Source organism: Amycolatopsis sp. NPDC004169 (assembly GCF_040610315.1).
GTDB lineage: Bacteria > Actinomycetota > Actinomycetes > Mycobacteriales > Pseudonocardiaceae > Amycolatopsis.
In genome coordinates, this window is sequence record NZ_JBEXMD010000035.1 from 15,028 (window position 1) to 30,735 (window position 15,708).

Annotated in this window: 14 protein-coding genes; 7 read left to right on the plus strand and 7 right to left on the minus strand. The window is 73.2% G+C overall.

Going from position 1 to position 15,708, the window contains the following annotated elements; all coding sequences use genetic code 11:
* Position 1 precedes the first annotated feature (1 nt).
* Together ABZX11_RS35190 and ABZX11_RS35195 are read right to left on the minus strand one after the other, a co-directional pair.
* The gene (locus tag ABZX11_RS35190) at positions 2 to 1,045 is read right to left on the minus strand and encodes a DUF6801 domain-containing protein (protein WP_354921398.1); all 1,044 of its coding nucleotides are present in this window, start codon (positions 1,043 to 1,045) and stop codon (positions 2 to 4) included.
* A gap of 78 nt (positions 1,046 to 1,123) precedes the next feature.
* The gene (locus ABZX11_RS35195) at positions 1,124 to 2,353 is read right to left on the minus strand and encodes a DUF6801 domain-containing protein (protein WP_176175358.1); all 1,230 of its coding nucleotides are present in this window, start codon (positions 2,351 to 2,353) and stop codon (positions 1,124 to 1,126) included.
* 333 nt (positions 2,354 to 2,686) lie between these two features.
* On the opposite strand from ABZX11_RS35195, the gene ABZX11_RS35200 reads away from it, so the two are divergent.
* Positions 2,687 to 3,250, plus strand: coding sequence for a hypothetical protein (locus ABZX11_RS35200; RefSeq protein ID WP_254897187.1), 564 nt, complete (start codon positions 2,687 to 2,689; stop codon positions 3,248 to 3,250).
* Complete coding sequence (locus tag ABZX11_RS35205) at positions 3,247 to 4,434, plus strand: lipase family protein (RefSeq protein WP_354921401.1); 1,188 nt, start codon at positions 3,247 to 3,249, stop codon at positions 4,432 to 4,434. Before ABZX11_RS35200 ends, ABZX11_RS35205 begins: the two co-directional genes overlap by 4 nt.
* On the opposite strand, the gene ABZX11_RS35210 is transcribed toward ABZX11_RS35205, so the two are convergent.
* Positions 4,435 to 5,040, minus strand: coding sequence for a hypothetical protein (locus ABZX11_RS35210; protein WP_354921404.1), 606 nt, complete (start codon positions 5,038 to 5,040; stop codon positions 4,435 to 4,437). It lies immediately after the preceding gene.
* Positions 5,041 to 5,079: 39 nt separating this feature from the next.
* Between ABZX11_RS35210 and ABZX11_RS35215 the strand changes: the two genes are divergently transcribed.
* Positions 5,080 to 5,610, plus strand: coding sequence for a GtrA family protein (locus tag ABZX11_RS35215; RefSeq protein WP_176175355.1), 531 nt, complete (start codon positions 5,080 to 5,082; stop codon positions 5,608 to 5,610).
* Here ABZX11_RS35215 and ABZX11_RS35220 read toward each other — a convergent pair.
* Both ABZX11_RS35220 and ABZX11_RS35225 read right to left on the minus strand, forming a co-directional pair.
* Complete coding sequence (locus tag ABZX11_RS35220) at positions 5,500 to 6,210, minus strand: GNAT family N-acetyltransferase (RefSeq protein ID WP_354921407.1); 711 nt, start codon at positions 6,208 to 6,210, stop codon at positions 5,500 to 5,502. The genes ABZX11_RS35215 and ABZX11_RS35220 overlap by 111 nt on opposite strands.
* 154 nt (positions 6,211 to 6,364) lie before the next feature.
* Positions 6,365 to 7,576, minus strand: coding sequence for a helix-turn-helix domain-containing protein (locus tag ABZX11_RS35225; protein ID WP_354921410.1), 1,212 nt, complete (start codon positions 7,574 to 7,576; stop codon positions 6,365 to 6,367).
* Between the two features lie 180 nt (positions 7,577 to 7,756).
* Here ABZX11_RS35225 and ABZX11_RS35230 point away from each other — a divergent pair, with 180 nt between their 5' ends.
* The 4 genes from ABZX11_RS35230 to ABZX11_RS35245 all read left to right on the plus strand — a co-directional run bounded on the left by ABZX11_RS35230 (position 7,757) and on the right by ABZX11_RS35245 (position 13,275).
* Complete coding sequence (locus ABZX11_RS35230) at positions 7,757 to 8,956, plus strand: helix-turn-helix domain-containing protein (protein ID WP_354921413.1); 1,200 nt, start codon at positions 7,757 to 7,759, stop codon at positions 8,954 to 8,956.
* A 615-nt stretch (positions 8,957 to 9,571) separates the two neighbouring features.
* Entirely contained in the window at positions 9,572 to 10,483 is a 912-nt protein-coding gene (locus ABZX11_RS35235; RefSeq protein ID WP_354921416.1) for an alpha/beta fold hydrolase, read from the plus strand.
* 216 nt (positions 10,484 to 10,699) lie between these two features.
* Positions 10,700 to 12,055: a helix-turn-helix domain-containing protein gene (locus ABZX11_RS35240; RefSeq protein WP_176175353.1), complete on the plus strand. Its 1,356-nt coding sequence runs from the start codon at positions 10,700 to 10,702 to the stop codon at positions 12,053 to 12,055.
* Positions 12,056 to 12,081: 26 nt separating this feature from the next.
* Entirely contained in the window at positions 12,082 to 13,275 is a 1,194-nt protein-coding gene (locus tag ABZX11_RS35245; protein ID WP_354921419.1) for a helix-turn-helix domain-containing protein, read from the plus strand.
* 108 nt (positions 13,276 to 13,383) lie between these two features.
* On the opposite strand, the gene ABZX11_RS35250 is transcribed toward ABZX11_RS35245, so the two are convergent.
* Together ABZX11_RS35250 and ABZX11_RS35255 are read right to left on the minus strand one after the other, a co-directional pair.
* Positions 13,384 to 14,508, minus strand: a complete 1,125-nt coding sequence (locus tag ABZX11_RS35250; RefSeq protein ID WP_354921422.1) for a KR domain-containing protein — start codon at positions 14,506 to 14,508, stop codon at positions 13,384 to 13,386.
* Entirely contained in the window at positions 14,505 to 15,695 is a 1,191-nt protein-coding gene (locus ABZX11_RS35255) for an AMP-binding protein (protein ID WP_354921425.1), read from the minus strand. The genes ABZX11_RS35250 and ABZX11_RS35255 overlap by 4 nt, the downstream gene beginning before the upstream one ends.
* Positions 15,696 to 15,708: the final 13 nt, after the last annotated feature.

Sequence of the window (15,708 nt, forward strand, 5' to 3'; positions counted from 1 at the left end):
GTCAGCGCGCGGTCAACGTCAGGGCGAACGTGTTCCCCGCGCCCTGCACCAGCGAGCTCAGGTACGCGGTGAACGCGCCGCAGCCGGTCAGCGGCGGGATCGCGTACTCCCCGCTCACCGGCCCGCCCGACGCGAGCGCGAACCCGGTGCCCGTCTTCAGGTCGACCGGGATCGAAGCACTCGCGCGGCACCCGGCGTCCGCGACCGGCAGCCCGAACAGCGTGACCTGGGGCAACGCCAGCGCCAGTTTCGCGTGCGCGACGAAGCCGTCGCCGGTGACCTCGCCGGTCTGCAGGCCGTCCGGGCTGAACTGCAGGTCGGCTGTCCCGGGCACGAACCCGAACACCTTGAACTCTGCCCGTGCCCGGTCGAACGCCGGGCTGAATCCCGTCAAGGACCCGGTGAGCGGCGCGGTCGCCCCCAGTGCCTGCACCGTCGTCGAGCCGCTGACGCCGTAATCGCGGGAAGCCGCACCGAGGTCGAAGCTCAGCAACACCGGGTCCTGCCCCGGGTCGAGCGTGCAGTCCGAGGTGAACGAGCCGAGCCCGGTGAACGAGCCGTCGGCCTTCTTCGGCGTGAGCCGCGCGCTGAAGCCGCCGATCGTCAGCGTCGTCTTCCCGGCGTTCGGCAGCTGCACCGGCGGGACCGAACCGGAGGCGTTCGTGGTGAACGGCCCCGACGACGGCACCGCGGTCTTCGCCACCGTCAGCGGGAGGCTCAGCGGCAGCGTGAGCGGGCCGTTGGTCAGCGTCACCCCTGCGGACGCCGTCCCTTCGATGCTCGCCGCGCCGACCAGGGCGAGGCCGCGGGCGGACTTGTCCGGCACGGTCACCGCCACCGCGAGGTCCGCCGTCGTGAAGGTGCCGCCGGGCGCGGACGGCACGTCGAACGACGCCTTGACCTCGACGGCCAGCTTTTGCAGCCCGATCAACGGGAACGGGCACGTGAAGCTCAGCTTCTTGTCGATCGGCGTCGACGCCACAGCGGGCGCGGTAACGGCGAGCGCGAGCACGCAGGCGGCGAGCAACGACCGGGCGATCCGCACGGGCGCTCCCTTTCTCGAGACGTGGCACCGGCCCCCGCCGCGGCACGCCTCGGCGCGCGGCGGGGGCCGGTAGCTGGGTTACTTCTTGGCGAGCACGAGGTTCAGCGAGTTGCCGTCGCTCTTGGCGAAGGCGCTGATGATGTCGTTGAACGAGCCGCAGTTCTGCAGCGCGGACAGCGAGTAGGTGCCCGACAGCTTGCCGCCCTTGAGCAGGTCGAAGTCGGGTCCGGTGGTCATCTCGCTGGTCGACGGGCTGACCGTGCCGCACTTCGGGTCGGTGCTGATCGGGATGCCGAACAGGTTGACCGTGGTGAGGAACGTGTCGAACTTGATGTGCGCCTTGAAGCCGGTGCCCACCAGCTCACCGGTCTGCGGGCCGTTCTGCACGACCTTGACGTCCGAGCTGCCCTGCAGGAAGCCGAACAGCTTGAAGTCGGTGTGCGTCGGGTTCAGCTGCAGGTTGCCGGTGAACGTCTTGGCCGACAGGTTGACGTCGGCGTCGAACGAGCCGGTGATCGGCGCGGTGCTGCCGAGCGACTTCAGTGCGGTCTGCCCGGTGATGCCGAAGGAGTACTTGATGCCCCCGCCCGGCGGCGTGGTGGTGGGCGGGGTCGTCACCGGCGGCGTGGTCGTCGGCGGCGTGGTGACCGGCGGGGTGGTGGTGGGCGGGGTCGTCGTGCCGCCACCGCCGTTGATGGTGATCGTGGCCAGGGTGTTGTTCTGGCCGCTGTCCTGCGTGCAGGGCGCGTCGATCGTGCCGTCCGGCGTGATGCCGGTGACCGAGCCGTCGGCCTTGCGCGGGGTGACCTTGAGGTTCAGGTCGCCCACGGTGATCTTCGCCTGGCCGGCCTGGGTGAACGTCAGCGACGGCGTCTTGCCCGCCGCGTTGATGTTCATCTCACCGGACGCCGGGATGTTCGTCTTGTCCAGCGTGATCGGGACGCTGACCGGCAGGTTGAGGCTCGGTGCCGCGACCGTCGCGCTCGCGGTGGCGGTGCCCTCGAGCGTCGTGGCCCCGATCAGGCTCAGGCCGCTGACGGTGTCCGCGTTGATGGTGGACACGGCCTTGATGTCGAACGCGCCGGTCGGCTGCCCGGTGTTGACCGTGGTCGGCAGGTCGGTGTTGATCACCACCTTCAGCGACTGGGAACCCACCAGCGGGAAGGTGCAGTGGTAGTTCAGCGTCAGCGAGATGGGGTCGGCGGCGCTGGTCTGCGCCCCCACGACGAGCGCGGTGGCGACCAGCCCGACCGCCGCCGTGGCCGCGGCGGCCGCGGCCGTCTTCTTCTTGCCTCTTGGGTGACTCACGATGGTCCTTCCGTGTATCAACAGTGATACGAAACGGCGGAGCGTTCCCTGGAAATGACCGCCCGGAAATCGCTACCGAACGGTAAGCTAACGAGCGGAACGGGCAGCGATCAAGGGCTTTCCTCGAAAAGCTCGCAGCAGTACGGCAAATTGTCACCCCGGCACGCCACACCGGCCGCATTCCTAGCAGGGCGGGGAAGGTTTGCCCAGTCCAGCGCCACCTTCGAACCGCTGACGCGCGTGACAAATCCGGTCGCCGCAATGTTGACGCGCATGCCAACCACCCATTCTCTTCTTGCTCGCCCGCGCGCGCGGCGCGTAGCTTCGAAACCCATGAAAAGAATGCACAGCGCGGTGCTCGTGATGTCGGCGGCCGCGGTTCTGTCGTGTTCCGCGTGCGGTTCGGACACCCCGCCCGACCCGGGCAGGCACGCCGACCCCGCGGCACTCGCCTGGGTGGACAAGGTGTGCACCGGCGTCGCCGCGGGCTCGGCGAAGCTCTCGCAGCCGCCGGCGGTCGACGACGCCGACCCGGTCAAGACCCGCGACGCGATGGTCGACTTCCTCGGCCGCCTCGGTTCCGCGCTCGACGACATGGCGGGCGGCCTGCGCACCGCCGGTGTCCCGCCCGTCCCGGATGGACAGTCCGTTGTGGACAAAGCGACCGGCAACCTGACCGAGACGAAGACCAAGCTGGCCGAGACGAAGACCCGGATGGAGCAGGCGAAGGTGACCGACCAGGCCAGCCTGCGCCAGGTCATCGCCGAAGCCGACGCGACGATGGGCAAGCTGGCCGATCCCGAGGGCCCGATCAAGGACCTCAAGGCCAACCCGGAGCTCGGCCTGGCCTTCAGCGAGTCCGCGACCTGCAAGCGCGTCTACGGGACCGGCGCGTGACGGCCCGCCGCGTGCTCGCCGCGCTGGTGGCCCTGGTCCTCAGCGCGGCTTTCGCACCCGCCGCGGCCGCCGCCGCGCCCGCGCCGGGCCCCTCCGACGACTCGTTCTACACCCCGCCGTCACCGTTGCCCGCCGGCAAGCCGGGTGACGTGCTCCGCTGGCGGCCGTCGAACGCCGGCCCGCGCCACGCCTCGGTCGACGCGTGGCAGGTGATGTACCTGTCGACGAACGCGCTCGGGCAGCCCGACGCCGTCACCGGCACGGTGCTGGTGCCGAAGAACGCCGACCGCGCGACCGCCCCGATCGTCGCGTTCGCGCCGGGCACGCACGGCCCGGCGTTCGCCTGCACCCCGTCGAAGATGATCGACATCGGCGCCTTCTACGAGCAGCCGGGGCTCGACGACCTGCTCGACGCGGGGTACGCCGTCGCCGTCCCGGACTACGAGGGCTACCAGGCCACGCCGAAGACGACGTACGTCGTGGGCCGGTCCGAGGGCCCGGCGGTGATCGACGCGGTCCGCGCGGCCCAGCGGCTCGGCGCGGCCGGGCTGTCGGCGTCGGCGAAGGTCGTCTTCCGCGGGTACTCCCAGGGGGGTGGCGCCGCGGCGTGGGCCGGCGAACTGCAGCCGTCGTACGCGCCGGAGCTGAACCTCGTCGGGGTCGCGGCCGGCGGCGTGCCCGCCGACCTGGTCCAGGTGACCCTGCAGCTCGACGGCAAGTTCGGCTTCGGCGTGTTCGCCTACGCGCTGCTCGGCCTCGACCAGGCGTACCCGGAGCTGCAGCTGGACTCGTTCCTGAGCGACAACGGCCGCGCGAAGCTCGCCGAGATGAAGCAGAGCGCGTGCACGTTCGAGCTGCTCACGACGTACGCGAACCAGAAGATCGCGGACTACACGACCGGCCCTGGCTACATCAAGCCCGCGTGGGTGGCACGGCTGAACGAGAACAAGCTCGGCGGCACCCCGCCGCGGGTGCCGGTGTTCCTCTACCACGCGACCGGCGACCAGCTGGTGCAGTTCGCGCAGGCCGACAGCCTGCACAAGGCGTACTGCGCGGCCGGGGTCCAGGAGACGTGGAAGACCTACGACACCGACCACATCACGCTGGTCTACACCGGCAACGCCGACGTCCTGGCCTTCGTGAAGGACCGGATCGCCGGGAAGCCGGCCACGGCGAGCTGCTGATCAGCGGTTCCGGCCGCCGCGCGGGTGCTGCTGCCACGAGCTGAGCACCGAGCTGACGTACTCGCGCCACTGCTCCTCCGGCGACGCCGAGCTCGGCGTCGGCTCGGCCGCGGGCTTGCGCCCGGCGCCGGCCGGGGCGCTGGTGGTCTCGGCCGTGGTGTGCCGGACCTCGGCGGTGAGCGGCGCCGGCGCGGCGGAGGCGCTCATCGTCTCGACGGCTTCGCTGGAGGTCGGCGGCGGCACGACCGGGGCGGGCGCGCCGGGCGGCGGCACGGCCGTCCCGCCCACCTGGTGCGGCTGGAGCAGCACGACGGCGGCCAGCCCGAGCGCGACGGCCGCGCCCGCGGCGAGCACGAACGGCTTCGCGCGGCGGGACCGGACGGCGGGCGGCGCCTCCCGCAGGCGGTCGTCCTCCTCCGGTTCCCCGGCGGCCAGCTCGGCGTCGAGCACGGCCAGCGGATCGTGGACGGGTTCGGGCTCGGCGGCCGCGGCTTCCTCGGCGAGCTTCGCGTCGAGTTCACCGCGGATCATCAGCGGCTTCGTCTGCGAAAGGTTCACCAGCTCGGCGACCGAGGGCAGTTCGCCCTCACCGCCTGTGCGTGCCATCGAAAACCTCCACCCGTTCCGGCGTCACCTGGAGGAACCATGCCAGAGCCGCGAGAGCTGCTCCGCTTCGCCGTCGTCGGCCTGGCCGCGTACGGGGTCACACTACTGGGCGACTACAGCCTGAAGCTCACCGTGTTCCGTGAGAAGCCGGTGACGGCCCTCGCGATCGCCACGGTCGTCTCCACCGCGTTCGCGTACCTGCTGTCCCGCCGCTGGTCGTTCGCCGGTCGCGGCGGGCTCGGCCGGGTGCGCGAGGCGACGCTGTTCTTCGCGGTCAACGCGGGCGCGGTGGCGGTGAACCTGGTGCCGGCGCTGGTGTCGCGGTACGTGCTGCACCTATCCGTGCCGCACGTCGGCTACCTGACGCAGGAAATCGCCGACTTCGTGGCCGGGATGCTGCTGGGCACGCTGGCGGGCACGGCGTTCCGCTGGTTCGGCTACCGGCGGTGGGTGTTCCCGTCAGCGCCACCAGTTGGCGTCGCCGAGGGTGGCGAAGCCGAGCTTCTCGTAGAGCGGCCGCCCGGCCCGCGAGGCGGTCAGCGTGACGGGCAGGTCCTCGAAGTGCCGTAGGACGGCGTACATCAGCGTGCGGCCGACGCCCCGGGAGCGGTGCTCGGGCCGGGTGGTCACCCAGTAGACGCCGCCGACGCCGCCGTGGGCCATGGTGAGGCAGGTGCCCTGGCTGCCCCTGCGGAAGAAGGCGGTGGCCTGGCGGAGGAGCTCGGCCGGGAAGACGGTGCCGGGCCGGTGGGGCTGGTACTCCTCCAGCGGGAAGCCGTGGACGATCAGGTCTTCGGCTTCGGCCAGGTCGGCGGCGGTTTCGATGCGCTCGACGCCCTCGGCGGCCGGAGTGGGAGCGGGCTCGCGGGCCATCACGGGCAGCTGCCCGGCGGACATCCCCAGGTGGGCGAGGTCGAGCACCCGGAAGGGGTCTTCGACGACAACGGCCCGCCCCGCGCCCCGGCGCGCCTCGGCGAGCGCGCTCAGCTCGTCGACGGCGGCGGCACCGGGCGTGGCGGTCCGCAGCATGATCCGGAACCGGCGCCCATCGACGACGGTGAAGGCGGCGTGGTCTTCGACGTGGTCCCCGCGGGCGCGGGCCACGGTGCTCCACATGGCGACGGCGTTGTCGGAAGCCTGCCGCAGGCGCTCGGTGAGCAATCCGGTCATGCCAGGAGCCTAAAGCCGCAACGCCCCCCTGCCCCGGTCCAATCCACCATGAGCGAACCAGGCCATTAACCCAGCCCCGGAAACCGACCCTCCAGGCACGCAAGCCGACCGTCCAGGTACGCAAGCCGACCGTCCGGGTACGCGTGCCGACCCCTCAGCCGCGGTCCGGGAGCGCCCGCTCGGCCAGCAACGCAAGCTCCAGCCGCAGCCGCTCGGCCGGGTCGTCCAGTTTCTCGCCGAACAACTCGCTCAGCTTCTTGAGCCGGGCCCGGATCGTCTGCGGGTGCAGGTCGAGCAGCCGGCCCAGCTCCGGCGCGCTGCCCCGGGTGCGGACCAGCGCCAGCAGCGTCTCCGCGAGCTGCTCCCGCCGCCGTCCGGACAACCCGGCCAGCGGCTCCAACGTCGTCGTGGCCAGCTGGCCGACCAGGAACTCGTCCGCGAGCAGCAGGAGCGTCGTCACGTGGTCGCGGCACCAGATCACCGGGCCCGGGGCGTCCAGCAACCCCCTCGCGGCCAGGTCGACCGCGCGGCGGGCGACCCGGAACGACTCCGGTGCCTCGGCCGGCGCGACGAGCGGGCCGACCGCCGCCGTCCAGCCCGGGGGCAAGGCGGTCAAGCCGATGAGGTCCACGTCCGGGGCCGGTGTCAGCGCGGCCGGCGGGTCACCGGCCGGGTCGGCCGGGACGTGCTCCGGCAGCAGCCCGGGCGGGAACTCCGGGGCGCCCGGCAGCGCGCGGAACGCCACCGCCGCCACCCGCTCGGGCACCGGCAGCCCGGACGCGGCGAGCAGACCGTCCATTTCCTTGACCGAATCGGCCGCCGGGGTGCGGCCGCCGAGCAGCGCGCGCAGCAGGCGGCGGTGCCGTTCGCCGGTGCCCGTCACCGCGGCCTCCGCCGCGCTGTACCCCTCCGCGACGGCCGCCATCGACGTCTCGACGTCGGCGAACATCCCTTCCGCGGCGCCGTACAGGACGTCGCCGGACAGGCCCGCTTCCCGCGCGATGTCGGCGATCCACCGCCAGGTGACCCGGCTCGACACGCGCACGGCCGCCTGCACGGCTTCGCGGCTGAGGCCACTGTGGAACGCGTCCCGCCCGTGGCGGCGAAATTCCGCCAGCCGGTCGGCCTGCCACAGCGCCGGCGTGCCGACGCGGTCGACGTCCCGCTCGATCCCGCGCCGCGTCAGCTCGATCGCCGCCACGCGGCCTGGGCCGTCGGCGAACTTCCCGGAATATTCCGGAATCTCGGCGGCGACCGCGTCGACGCAGGCCCGGGCGATCTCCGGGATCCGCGGGCGCACCGCGTCGCCGAGCTCGTGCGGCAGCCGGGACCAGACGGAACTGTCCGAGGCAGCGGAACCACGCATGGGGAATTCAGTCCTCCACTGGGAATTGGCTCCTCGGAAATACTGACACGGAGCGTAGAACGCACACCCGTCCGTGTCAAAAGGACGTGTCGGCGTCACCCTTTCCGGGAACCGGTCGTTGATTTTTCAGTGACGCATGCGTCGGATACGCTCGGCGCCCACGCACTCGAAGGGGGATTGGTGGTCGAGTACCGCAGCTTTCGCCTGCTGGCTTCGCTGCCGCGCGCGCTCGGCGCGGGGTTGCGCCCGCACGTCGGGCACGCGGCGGCGTCGATGGTCCAGGAGGTGCAGCGCACGGTGCCCGCCTACGGCCAGCCGCTCAAGGGCGTGTTCGGCAAGGTGCTGGTGAAGAGCGTCGAGTTCGCGGTGCAGCACTGCATCGACTCGATGGGCGAGCCGGCGCTGTCCCACGACCACTGGATCGAGTTCTACCGCGGCCGCGGCCGGATCGAGTTCGCCGAGGGCCGGAACCTCGACGCGCTGCAGGACAGCGCCACGATCGGGGCCAGGGTGGCCTGGCGCGCGATGCACCCGGCGGTGATCGCGGCCGGCGTCGACCCGGCGGTCATCTCGGTGGCCGCGGAGGCGATCTTCGCCTACGTCGACGAGCTGTGCGCGACCGCGATCGAGGGCTACCAGCAGGCCCAGGCCGAGGCCGAGGGCGCCGTCCCGGTCCGGCGGCGGCGCCTGCTGGAGCTGATCGCCGGCGCCCCGGAAGGGGCCGCGAGCAGCATCGCCGGCCTGGCCGGCGGGGCGGGCTGGCCCCTCCCGGAGAAGGCGGCGATGGTGGCCCTCGAACGCGGCCCGGACGCCGCGGACTTCCCGGCCGACCTGCTCGGCGACGGCGTCTTGGCCGACCTCGACGGCCCCGAGCCGTACCTGCTGACCAGGGACCCGGACGCGGACCTGGCCCCGCTGGCGGCCAAGCTCGACGGCTGGCGGGCGGCGGTCTCCCCGACGGTCCCCCTGGCCGACGCCCCGGCCGCACTCCGCACGGCCCGGCGGGCGTTGCTGCTGTCCGGCCCGGACGTGCCGGGCCCGATCATCTGGTGCCGCGACCACCTGGCCACGCTCTGGCTGCTGGCGGAGGACTTCCTGGCGGCCGAGCTCGCCCGGCAGAGCCTGGACCCGTTCGCCTCGCTGAGCGAGAAGCAGCGGGACAGGCTGAGCGAGACGCTCCTGGCCTGGTTGGAGACGCGCGGGGGTGCGCCGGAGATCGCGCAACGCCTCGGGGTGCACCCGCAGACGGTCCGCAATCGTTTGCGGCAGCTGGAGGAACTGTTCGGCGACCGGTTGCGGGACGCCGACGACCGGCTCGGCATGCAGCTGGCCTTGCGGGCGCAGCGGCTGATGCGCGCGCACCGGCCGCCGGAGGGCTGATCCGGCCGGCCCTCGCCGCCCGGCCGGCCCTCGCGAGAAGCGGCAACCGCTGAGCTGGGCGGCGGCGATCGGGCTGACGGTCGAACGCAGCCTTCGCCTTCGGCGTCGAGCGGCCTTCGGCGCGCGGAAGTTGTGGACAACTCCAGGTGCGGCCCGGGCGCGGGACCGGAATTGTCAGTGGCCGCGAGTAACGTTGAAACCGGGGGTCCCCCGAGCGGCGGGGAGCTTCGACGCGCCCGCAGCTCCGGCGCGGCGAGGCCCGTGCCCGGCCGCGCTCACCATCCGGTCCAGTGCGCGCACCGGCATCGGCAGCACCCGGCGCCACGGGCGGCGGCCCGGCCACCTCCGCGGCAGCCCCTGGTGAACGAAATGGAAACTCGCGCGGCAGGACATCAGCGCGTCCGGTGCGTCATTGCGACCATGTCTCCGAGGATTACCGGATACCGCCGGAATGTCGATACGCATTCCCGGTGACACCGCGAAAACCCGCACGCGCCGCCGCCTTTCGACAATCGGCTTTGTCACGTCCGTCCGTGATTTCCGGGGCGGTGGCGTTCACCACATCCGCGGCAGCAGTCGGATGCCCTAATTTCGGGTTCGCGAGAAAGGCCACCCATGACCGTCAAGATCCTCACCCTGCACGGCCGCCGCATCCGGCTGCACGAGCACCTGCCGTCCGCGGATTCCGGCGACGAAGCGGTCGTGCTGCTGCACGGGATCGCCGGCAGCGCCGAAACCTGGGCGCCGGTGCTGGCCCGGTGCGAGGGCCGGCGCGTGCTGGCGCTCGACCTGCCCGGCCACGGCGAATCCGAAGCACCCCGCGCGGACTACGGCCTCGGCGCCATGGCGAGCACCGTGCGGGACGTGCTCGCGGTGTCCGGCGTGCGGCACGCGACCGTGGTCGGGCACTCGCTCGGCGGCGGCATCGCGCTGCAGTTCGCCTACCAGTTCCCGGAAATGTGCGACCGCCTCGTCCTGGTGGCCAGCGCCGGCCTCGGCCCGGAGGTGAGCCCGGTGTTGCGGGCCGCTGCCCTGCCCGGCGCACCGGCCACAATGGCCCTCGCGGTCAACCGGGTGACGCTCGCGATCGGGCGGGCCGCCGCCCGGCTCGGACGACGGCTCGGCGGGTCGTTGAAAACTGAAACACGGGAACTGGTCAGGCATTTCGCGTCGCTGGCCGACCCCGCGCGGCGGCGGGCGTTCCTGTTCATCGCGCGCAGCCTGATCGACCTGCGCGGCCAGCGCGCGAGCGCCGTCGACAAGCTCTACCTCGCCGAAGCCGTGCCGGTGCTGGTGGTCTGGGGCGAGCGTGACCCGCTCATCCCGGTCGCGCACGGCCGCCGGACCGCCGCACTCCTGCCGGACAGCCACTTGACCGTTCTGGAAAACGTGAAACACTTTCCGCACGTGGCCGAGCCGGATCGGTTCTGCGCCCTGCTCAACGAGTTCCTCGCAGAGACCGCGCCCGCCCGGCTCACGCTCGACGACGTCGTCACGCGGCTGACAACCCCGGAACCGCTCACCTGAAAAGTTGTCACGCGCGCACCATCGGCGCCCGCCGGAAGTGTCACCTCCTCTCGCGCCGTTCCACCCGTTCGGGTGTAGTCCGGACGGGTTACCGCAAAGTCAGCGGAGAACCCGTTGACAGTGCCGTTCGCGCGAAATTATGTTGCCTGAGCCACAAAAACCGGATCGGCGTTCCCGCCGACGAGGCCGATTTTGTTGCCAGCAAGGATAAAACACATGACCGACGTGGACACTGGAGTCTCCGTACCCGTCCTGCGGGCCGGACGGCCGCACCCCGGCGAGCGCACTCCCGGACCGGCCTACCGGCAGCAGTCCGTGTCGGCCGACCGGCCCCGCCCCGCCTACCCGCCCGCCCCGCGCACCCCGGCGGATCCCCGGCCCGGCCGGGCTTCCGGCGCGATCGGGCTGTGGGCGTCGCTGCCGCGCGAGCTGGCGATCCGCTTCAAGCCGCGGGTCGACCCGCTCGCCCGCGCCATCCTGCAGGAGGTGCAGCGGGCGGTGCCCGAGTACCGCCAGCCGCTGGAGGGCGCGTTCGGGCACATCATCACGCAGGGTGTCCGGCAGTCGATCATCCAGTGCCTCGACAGCGTCGGCACCCCCGGCGCCGTGCCGCTCGAGACGTGGACGACCGTCTTCCGCAACCTCGGCAAGATCGAGTTCAACGAGGGCCGCAGCCTCGACTGCCTGCAGACGGCGTACCGGGTCGGCGGGCGCGTCGCGTGGCGGCACATCAGCGAATTCGGGCAGGCCACCGGCGTCTCCGCGGACACGCTGTGCACCAGCGCGGAGGCCATCTTCGCCTACGTCGACGAGATCTCCGCGCTCTCGATCGAGGGCTACACGGCGGCGCAGACGCGCGCCGCCGGCACCCGCGCCCGCCGCCGGAGACGGCTGCTGGAGCTGCTGCTCGCCGACCCGCCGTCCGCGCCGCAGACCATCACCGCACAGGCCGCCACGGCGCAGTGGCCCCTGCCGGCCGAAGTCACCGTCGTCGCCCTCGAACCGCGTCCCGACCAGCACAGCCTGTCCGCACCGGACCTGCACTCCGACGTGCTCGTCGACCTCGAGGGCAGCGAGCCGTGCCTGGTCACCGGCGACCCGGGACGGCACCTGAAGAACCTCGCCGAGCGGCTGCCGGGCTGGCGGGCGGTGATCGGCCCGACCGTGCGGCTCACCGACGCGCCGCGCTCGCTGCTCTGGGCCCGCCGCACGCTCAAGCTGGTCCAGCGCGGCGTGCTGCCGGACGCGCCGGTGACGCGCTGCACCGACCACCTGTCCACGCTGTGGCTGCTCGCCGACGAGTTCCTCGTCCGCGAACTGTGCGCGCGCAGCCTGCAGCCGTTCAAGGACCTCACGCCGAAGCAGCGCGCGCGGCTCGGCGAGACGCTGCTGATCTGGCTGCAGTCCCGCGGGAGCGCCCCCGAGATCGCGAAGAAGCTGAAGGTGCACCCGCAGACCGTCCGGTACCGCATGCACCAGCTGATCGACCTGTTCGGCGACCGGCTCAACAACGCCGACGACCGGCTCGACATGGAGATCGCGCTGCGGGCGGAGGCACTGCTCGGTTCCTGAGTCCCCTTCAACGGCGAGGTGGGTGCATGACGGGATCGCCCGTCGAGACGGCCTTCGGGCCGATGCTGGGCGGCGACGGCCGTCCGGGGCAGCTGTGGGCCATGCTCCCCCGCGAGCTGGCCGCGGTGTTCCGGCCGCGGCTGCTCGACGTCGCCGACGAGGTGCTGCGCGAGATCCAGCGGACCATCCCGGACTACGCGAGGCCACTCGACGGCGCGTTCGGCAAGGCGCTGCGGGCGGGCGTCCAGGCGGCGATCCTGCAGTTCGTCGACCGGATCGCCGCGTCGGGACCGCTGCCGGAGGAGCGCCGCAAGGTGTTCGTCGGGCTCGGCGTGCACGAGCTCGCGCAGGGCCGCAACCTCGACGTCCTGCAGGCCGCGTACCGGGTCGGCGCCCGGGTGACCTGGCGGCGGATGGCGGAGGTGGGGACGCGGGCCGGCGTGCCGTCGGCGACGCTGTGCCTGCTGGCCGAGGCCATCTTCGCCTACATCGACGAGCTGTCCGCGCTGTCGATCGAGGGCCACGCGGCGGCACAGGCCCGGGCGGCGGGCGCGCTGGAACGGCGGCGGCGCCGGCTGCTGGACCTGCTGCTGGCGGACCCGCCGTCGCCGTCCCGGATGGTCCAGGAAGCGGCGACGGCGGCGGAGTGGCCGTTGCCGCACCGGCTCGTCGCGGTGGCGCTCGACGGGCCCGCCGACGTCACCGGGCTGGCGGCGCTGGAGGACCTCGAAGACGGCACCCCGCGGCTGCTCCTGCCGGCCCCGGAAGACCGCCACGCGCTGACGGCGGCCCTGGCCGGCCACCGCGCGGCGGTGGGGCCGGCGGTACCGCCGCGCCAGGCGGGCCGTTCACTGGCGACGGCCCAGCAGGCGCTGCGGCTCGTCGGCGACGTCCTCCCGGACGAGCCGCTGACCTGGTGCGAAGACCACCTGGCGGCGTTGTGGCTGCGCAAGGAGCCGTTCCTGGTGACGGAGGTGTCCCGCCGCCGCCTGGCCCCGCTGACGGCGTTGACGCCGAAGCAGTACAACCGACTGGCCCCCACGCTGCTGGCGTGGCTGGAGACGTGCGGCAACGTCCGCGAGGTCGCCGACCGCCTCGCGATCCACCCGCAGACGGTCCGCGCCCGCGCCCAGGAGCTGGAAGCCCTCTTCGCGGACCACCTCCGCAACCCGGACGACCGCTTCGAGATGATCCTCGCCCTCCGCGCCACCCTCCCCTGACCGGTCGGTTCGCGTACCTGGACAGTCGGTTTGCGTTCCTGGAGGGTCGGATGGCGAGCCGACCCTCCGGGTACGCGAACCGACCCTCCGGGTACGCCGGTCGACCGGTCAGAGGGTGGAGAAGTAGGGGCGGGGGAGGTCGGGGAGGTGGGGCAGGCCGAGCTGGATGGTCGTGGCCGGGAGGCCGCGGGAGCGGCGCCAGGTGGCGAAGGCGTCGAGCCAGGCGTCGGCCGTGGCGCGGGACGTTCCGCCCGGGGCGCCGAACAACGCCGTGGCCGACGTGCCCAGCAGCCACCACTCCGGTGGGCAGTCCGCGGTCGCCTCGTGCAGGCGGCGGGCGCCCAGCACGCCGGCGTGCCAGCCGGCCGCCGGGTCGTCGGTGAGGACGCCTGCCGTGTGGACGATGCCGCGCAGCGGCAGGCCGTCCGCCGTCGCCGCCGCGACCAGCCGGTCCGCGACGCCGGGCTCGGCGATGTCGCCCGGGACCACCACCGCGCCGGGCGCGCCCTTGTACGGTCCACAGAGGACGACGCGGGTGGCGCCGGTGCCGGCCAGCCACCGCGCGGTTGCGGGCCCGAGACCGCCGGTGACCACGTACGCGCCGGGTCCGGTCGGGACCTCGACGGCGAACGGCACGCGGGCCAGCCGGGCCGCGTACCGGACGTCGTGCCGCCAGCGGACTTCGTCGTCCGGGGCGTCCGACCGCAGCTCGCGCACCAGCACGTCCACATCGGACCGCGCGTCGACGTCGACCAGACTCGCCCGCAACTGCGGCCGCTCGACCGCGAGCACCCGCACCAGCCCGCGCAGGAACGCCAGCCCCGGCTCGCCGCCGGCCTGCGTGACCAGGTGGAACCGGACGCCGAAGCCGACGCGGGCGACCACCGGCAGCACCGAAAGCAGCAGCTCCTGCGCGGCCTCCGGGTCGTGGTAGGCGTACGGCGACCCGGTCAGGAAGACGACGCCGCGCACCGGCCGCTCGGCCAGGAACCCGGGCAGCTCGTCGAGGTCGTCACGCGGCAGCGACAACGCGTCGTCCCCGGCCGCGGCCAGCGCCAGCGCCAGCGCGACGGCCCGGCCGAGCGCCGCCGGGTGCTCGTCGGTCAGCAGCAGCCACGCGCCCGGCGCGGGCGGCTCGCCCGGCGGCAGCGGCACTTCCGGCCAAGTCACTTCGAACGATGAAGTGGCGAACGGGACGCCCGGCGACAGCGCCCGCTCCGCCGGCCCGGTCACCACAGGCCGTCCCCGGCGGAAGACTGCAGGACGACGACTCTCCGCAGCGTCAGCCCGTGCCGCGTCGAGACCGCGTGCCGCACCGCCCGCTCGACCTCGCCGCGTGGCGGGACGACGCCGTCGGCCAGCTCGAGCACGACCACCGCCTGGCCGCCGTGCACGGCGAACGCCGACGCCGCACGCGGCCGGATCGCCGGGTGCGCCTGCTCGGCCGTCGCTTCGAGGTCCTCCGGGCGGTACCCGGCGACGAGGCTCCGGCCGGTGACGCACAAGTCCCCCGCAGGGTCCAGGAAGCCCTGGTCACCGGTCCGCAGCCACCACCGCGGCTCGTCGTCACCGGTGAGCCGGGCGCAGAAGACGCGCGCGGACTCCCCGGGCCGCCGCCAGTAGCCGCGGGCGACGTTCGGTCCGCTCACCCAGATTTCGCCGAGGTCACCGGCGGGGACCCGCCGTCCGTCCCGGTCGACGATCGCGACCCGCTGGCCGGCCGGCCGTCCACAAGCGACCAGCGCGGTCGCTTCGGCCACGACGTACGCCTCCCGCAGTGCCTCGGGGACGGACGCGTCGTCGCCGAGCACCGCCGGGCGGCCGGTGACGATCGGCACCGCCACCCCGAGCACCAGCCCCAGCGGGTCGCTCGGCGGCAGCCCGGTCACCACGGTCGCCCGGCCCAGTACCTCGGCCGCCTGCCGCGCGTTGGCCACCACGTTCGCGTGCGTGACCATCACCCCGCCCGGGTACTGCAGGTACGCCACGTCCTCGGGCACGAGCCGGATTTCGGGGCCACCGGTGGCGTCCGGCACGGCGTCCACGGCCAATACCCGGTGCCCGCAGGTGTCCAAAGTGGCCAGGAAACTCCGGACCGCGGGCACGGTCGCCGCGGTCGCCAGCACGATCGACGGCTCGGCGTCGGCGAGCACGCTCGCCCGGCGGTCCGGCCCGGCGGGGATGGCGACCAGCCCGGCCCGCAGCGCGCCGAGGAACGCGACGACGTAGTCCGGCGACGGCGCGGCGAGGATCGCCGCCCGCTGCCGCGGCTCGGTGACCCGGCGCAGGGCCGCGGCGACCGCCGTGACGCGCCGGTCCAGCTCACCCCAGGTCAGGGTGACCGCGAGCCGGGACCAGGTCAGGGCCGGCTCGTCGCCCACCGCCGCGGCGCGGCAGGCCAGCAGTTCGGAAAGGGTCATGGGCTCCTCGCGC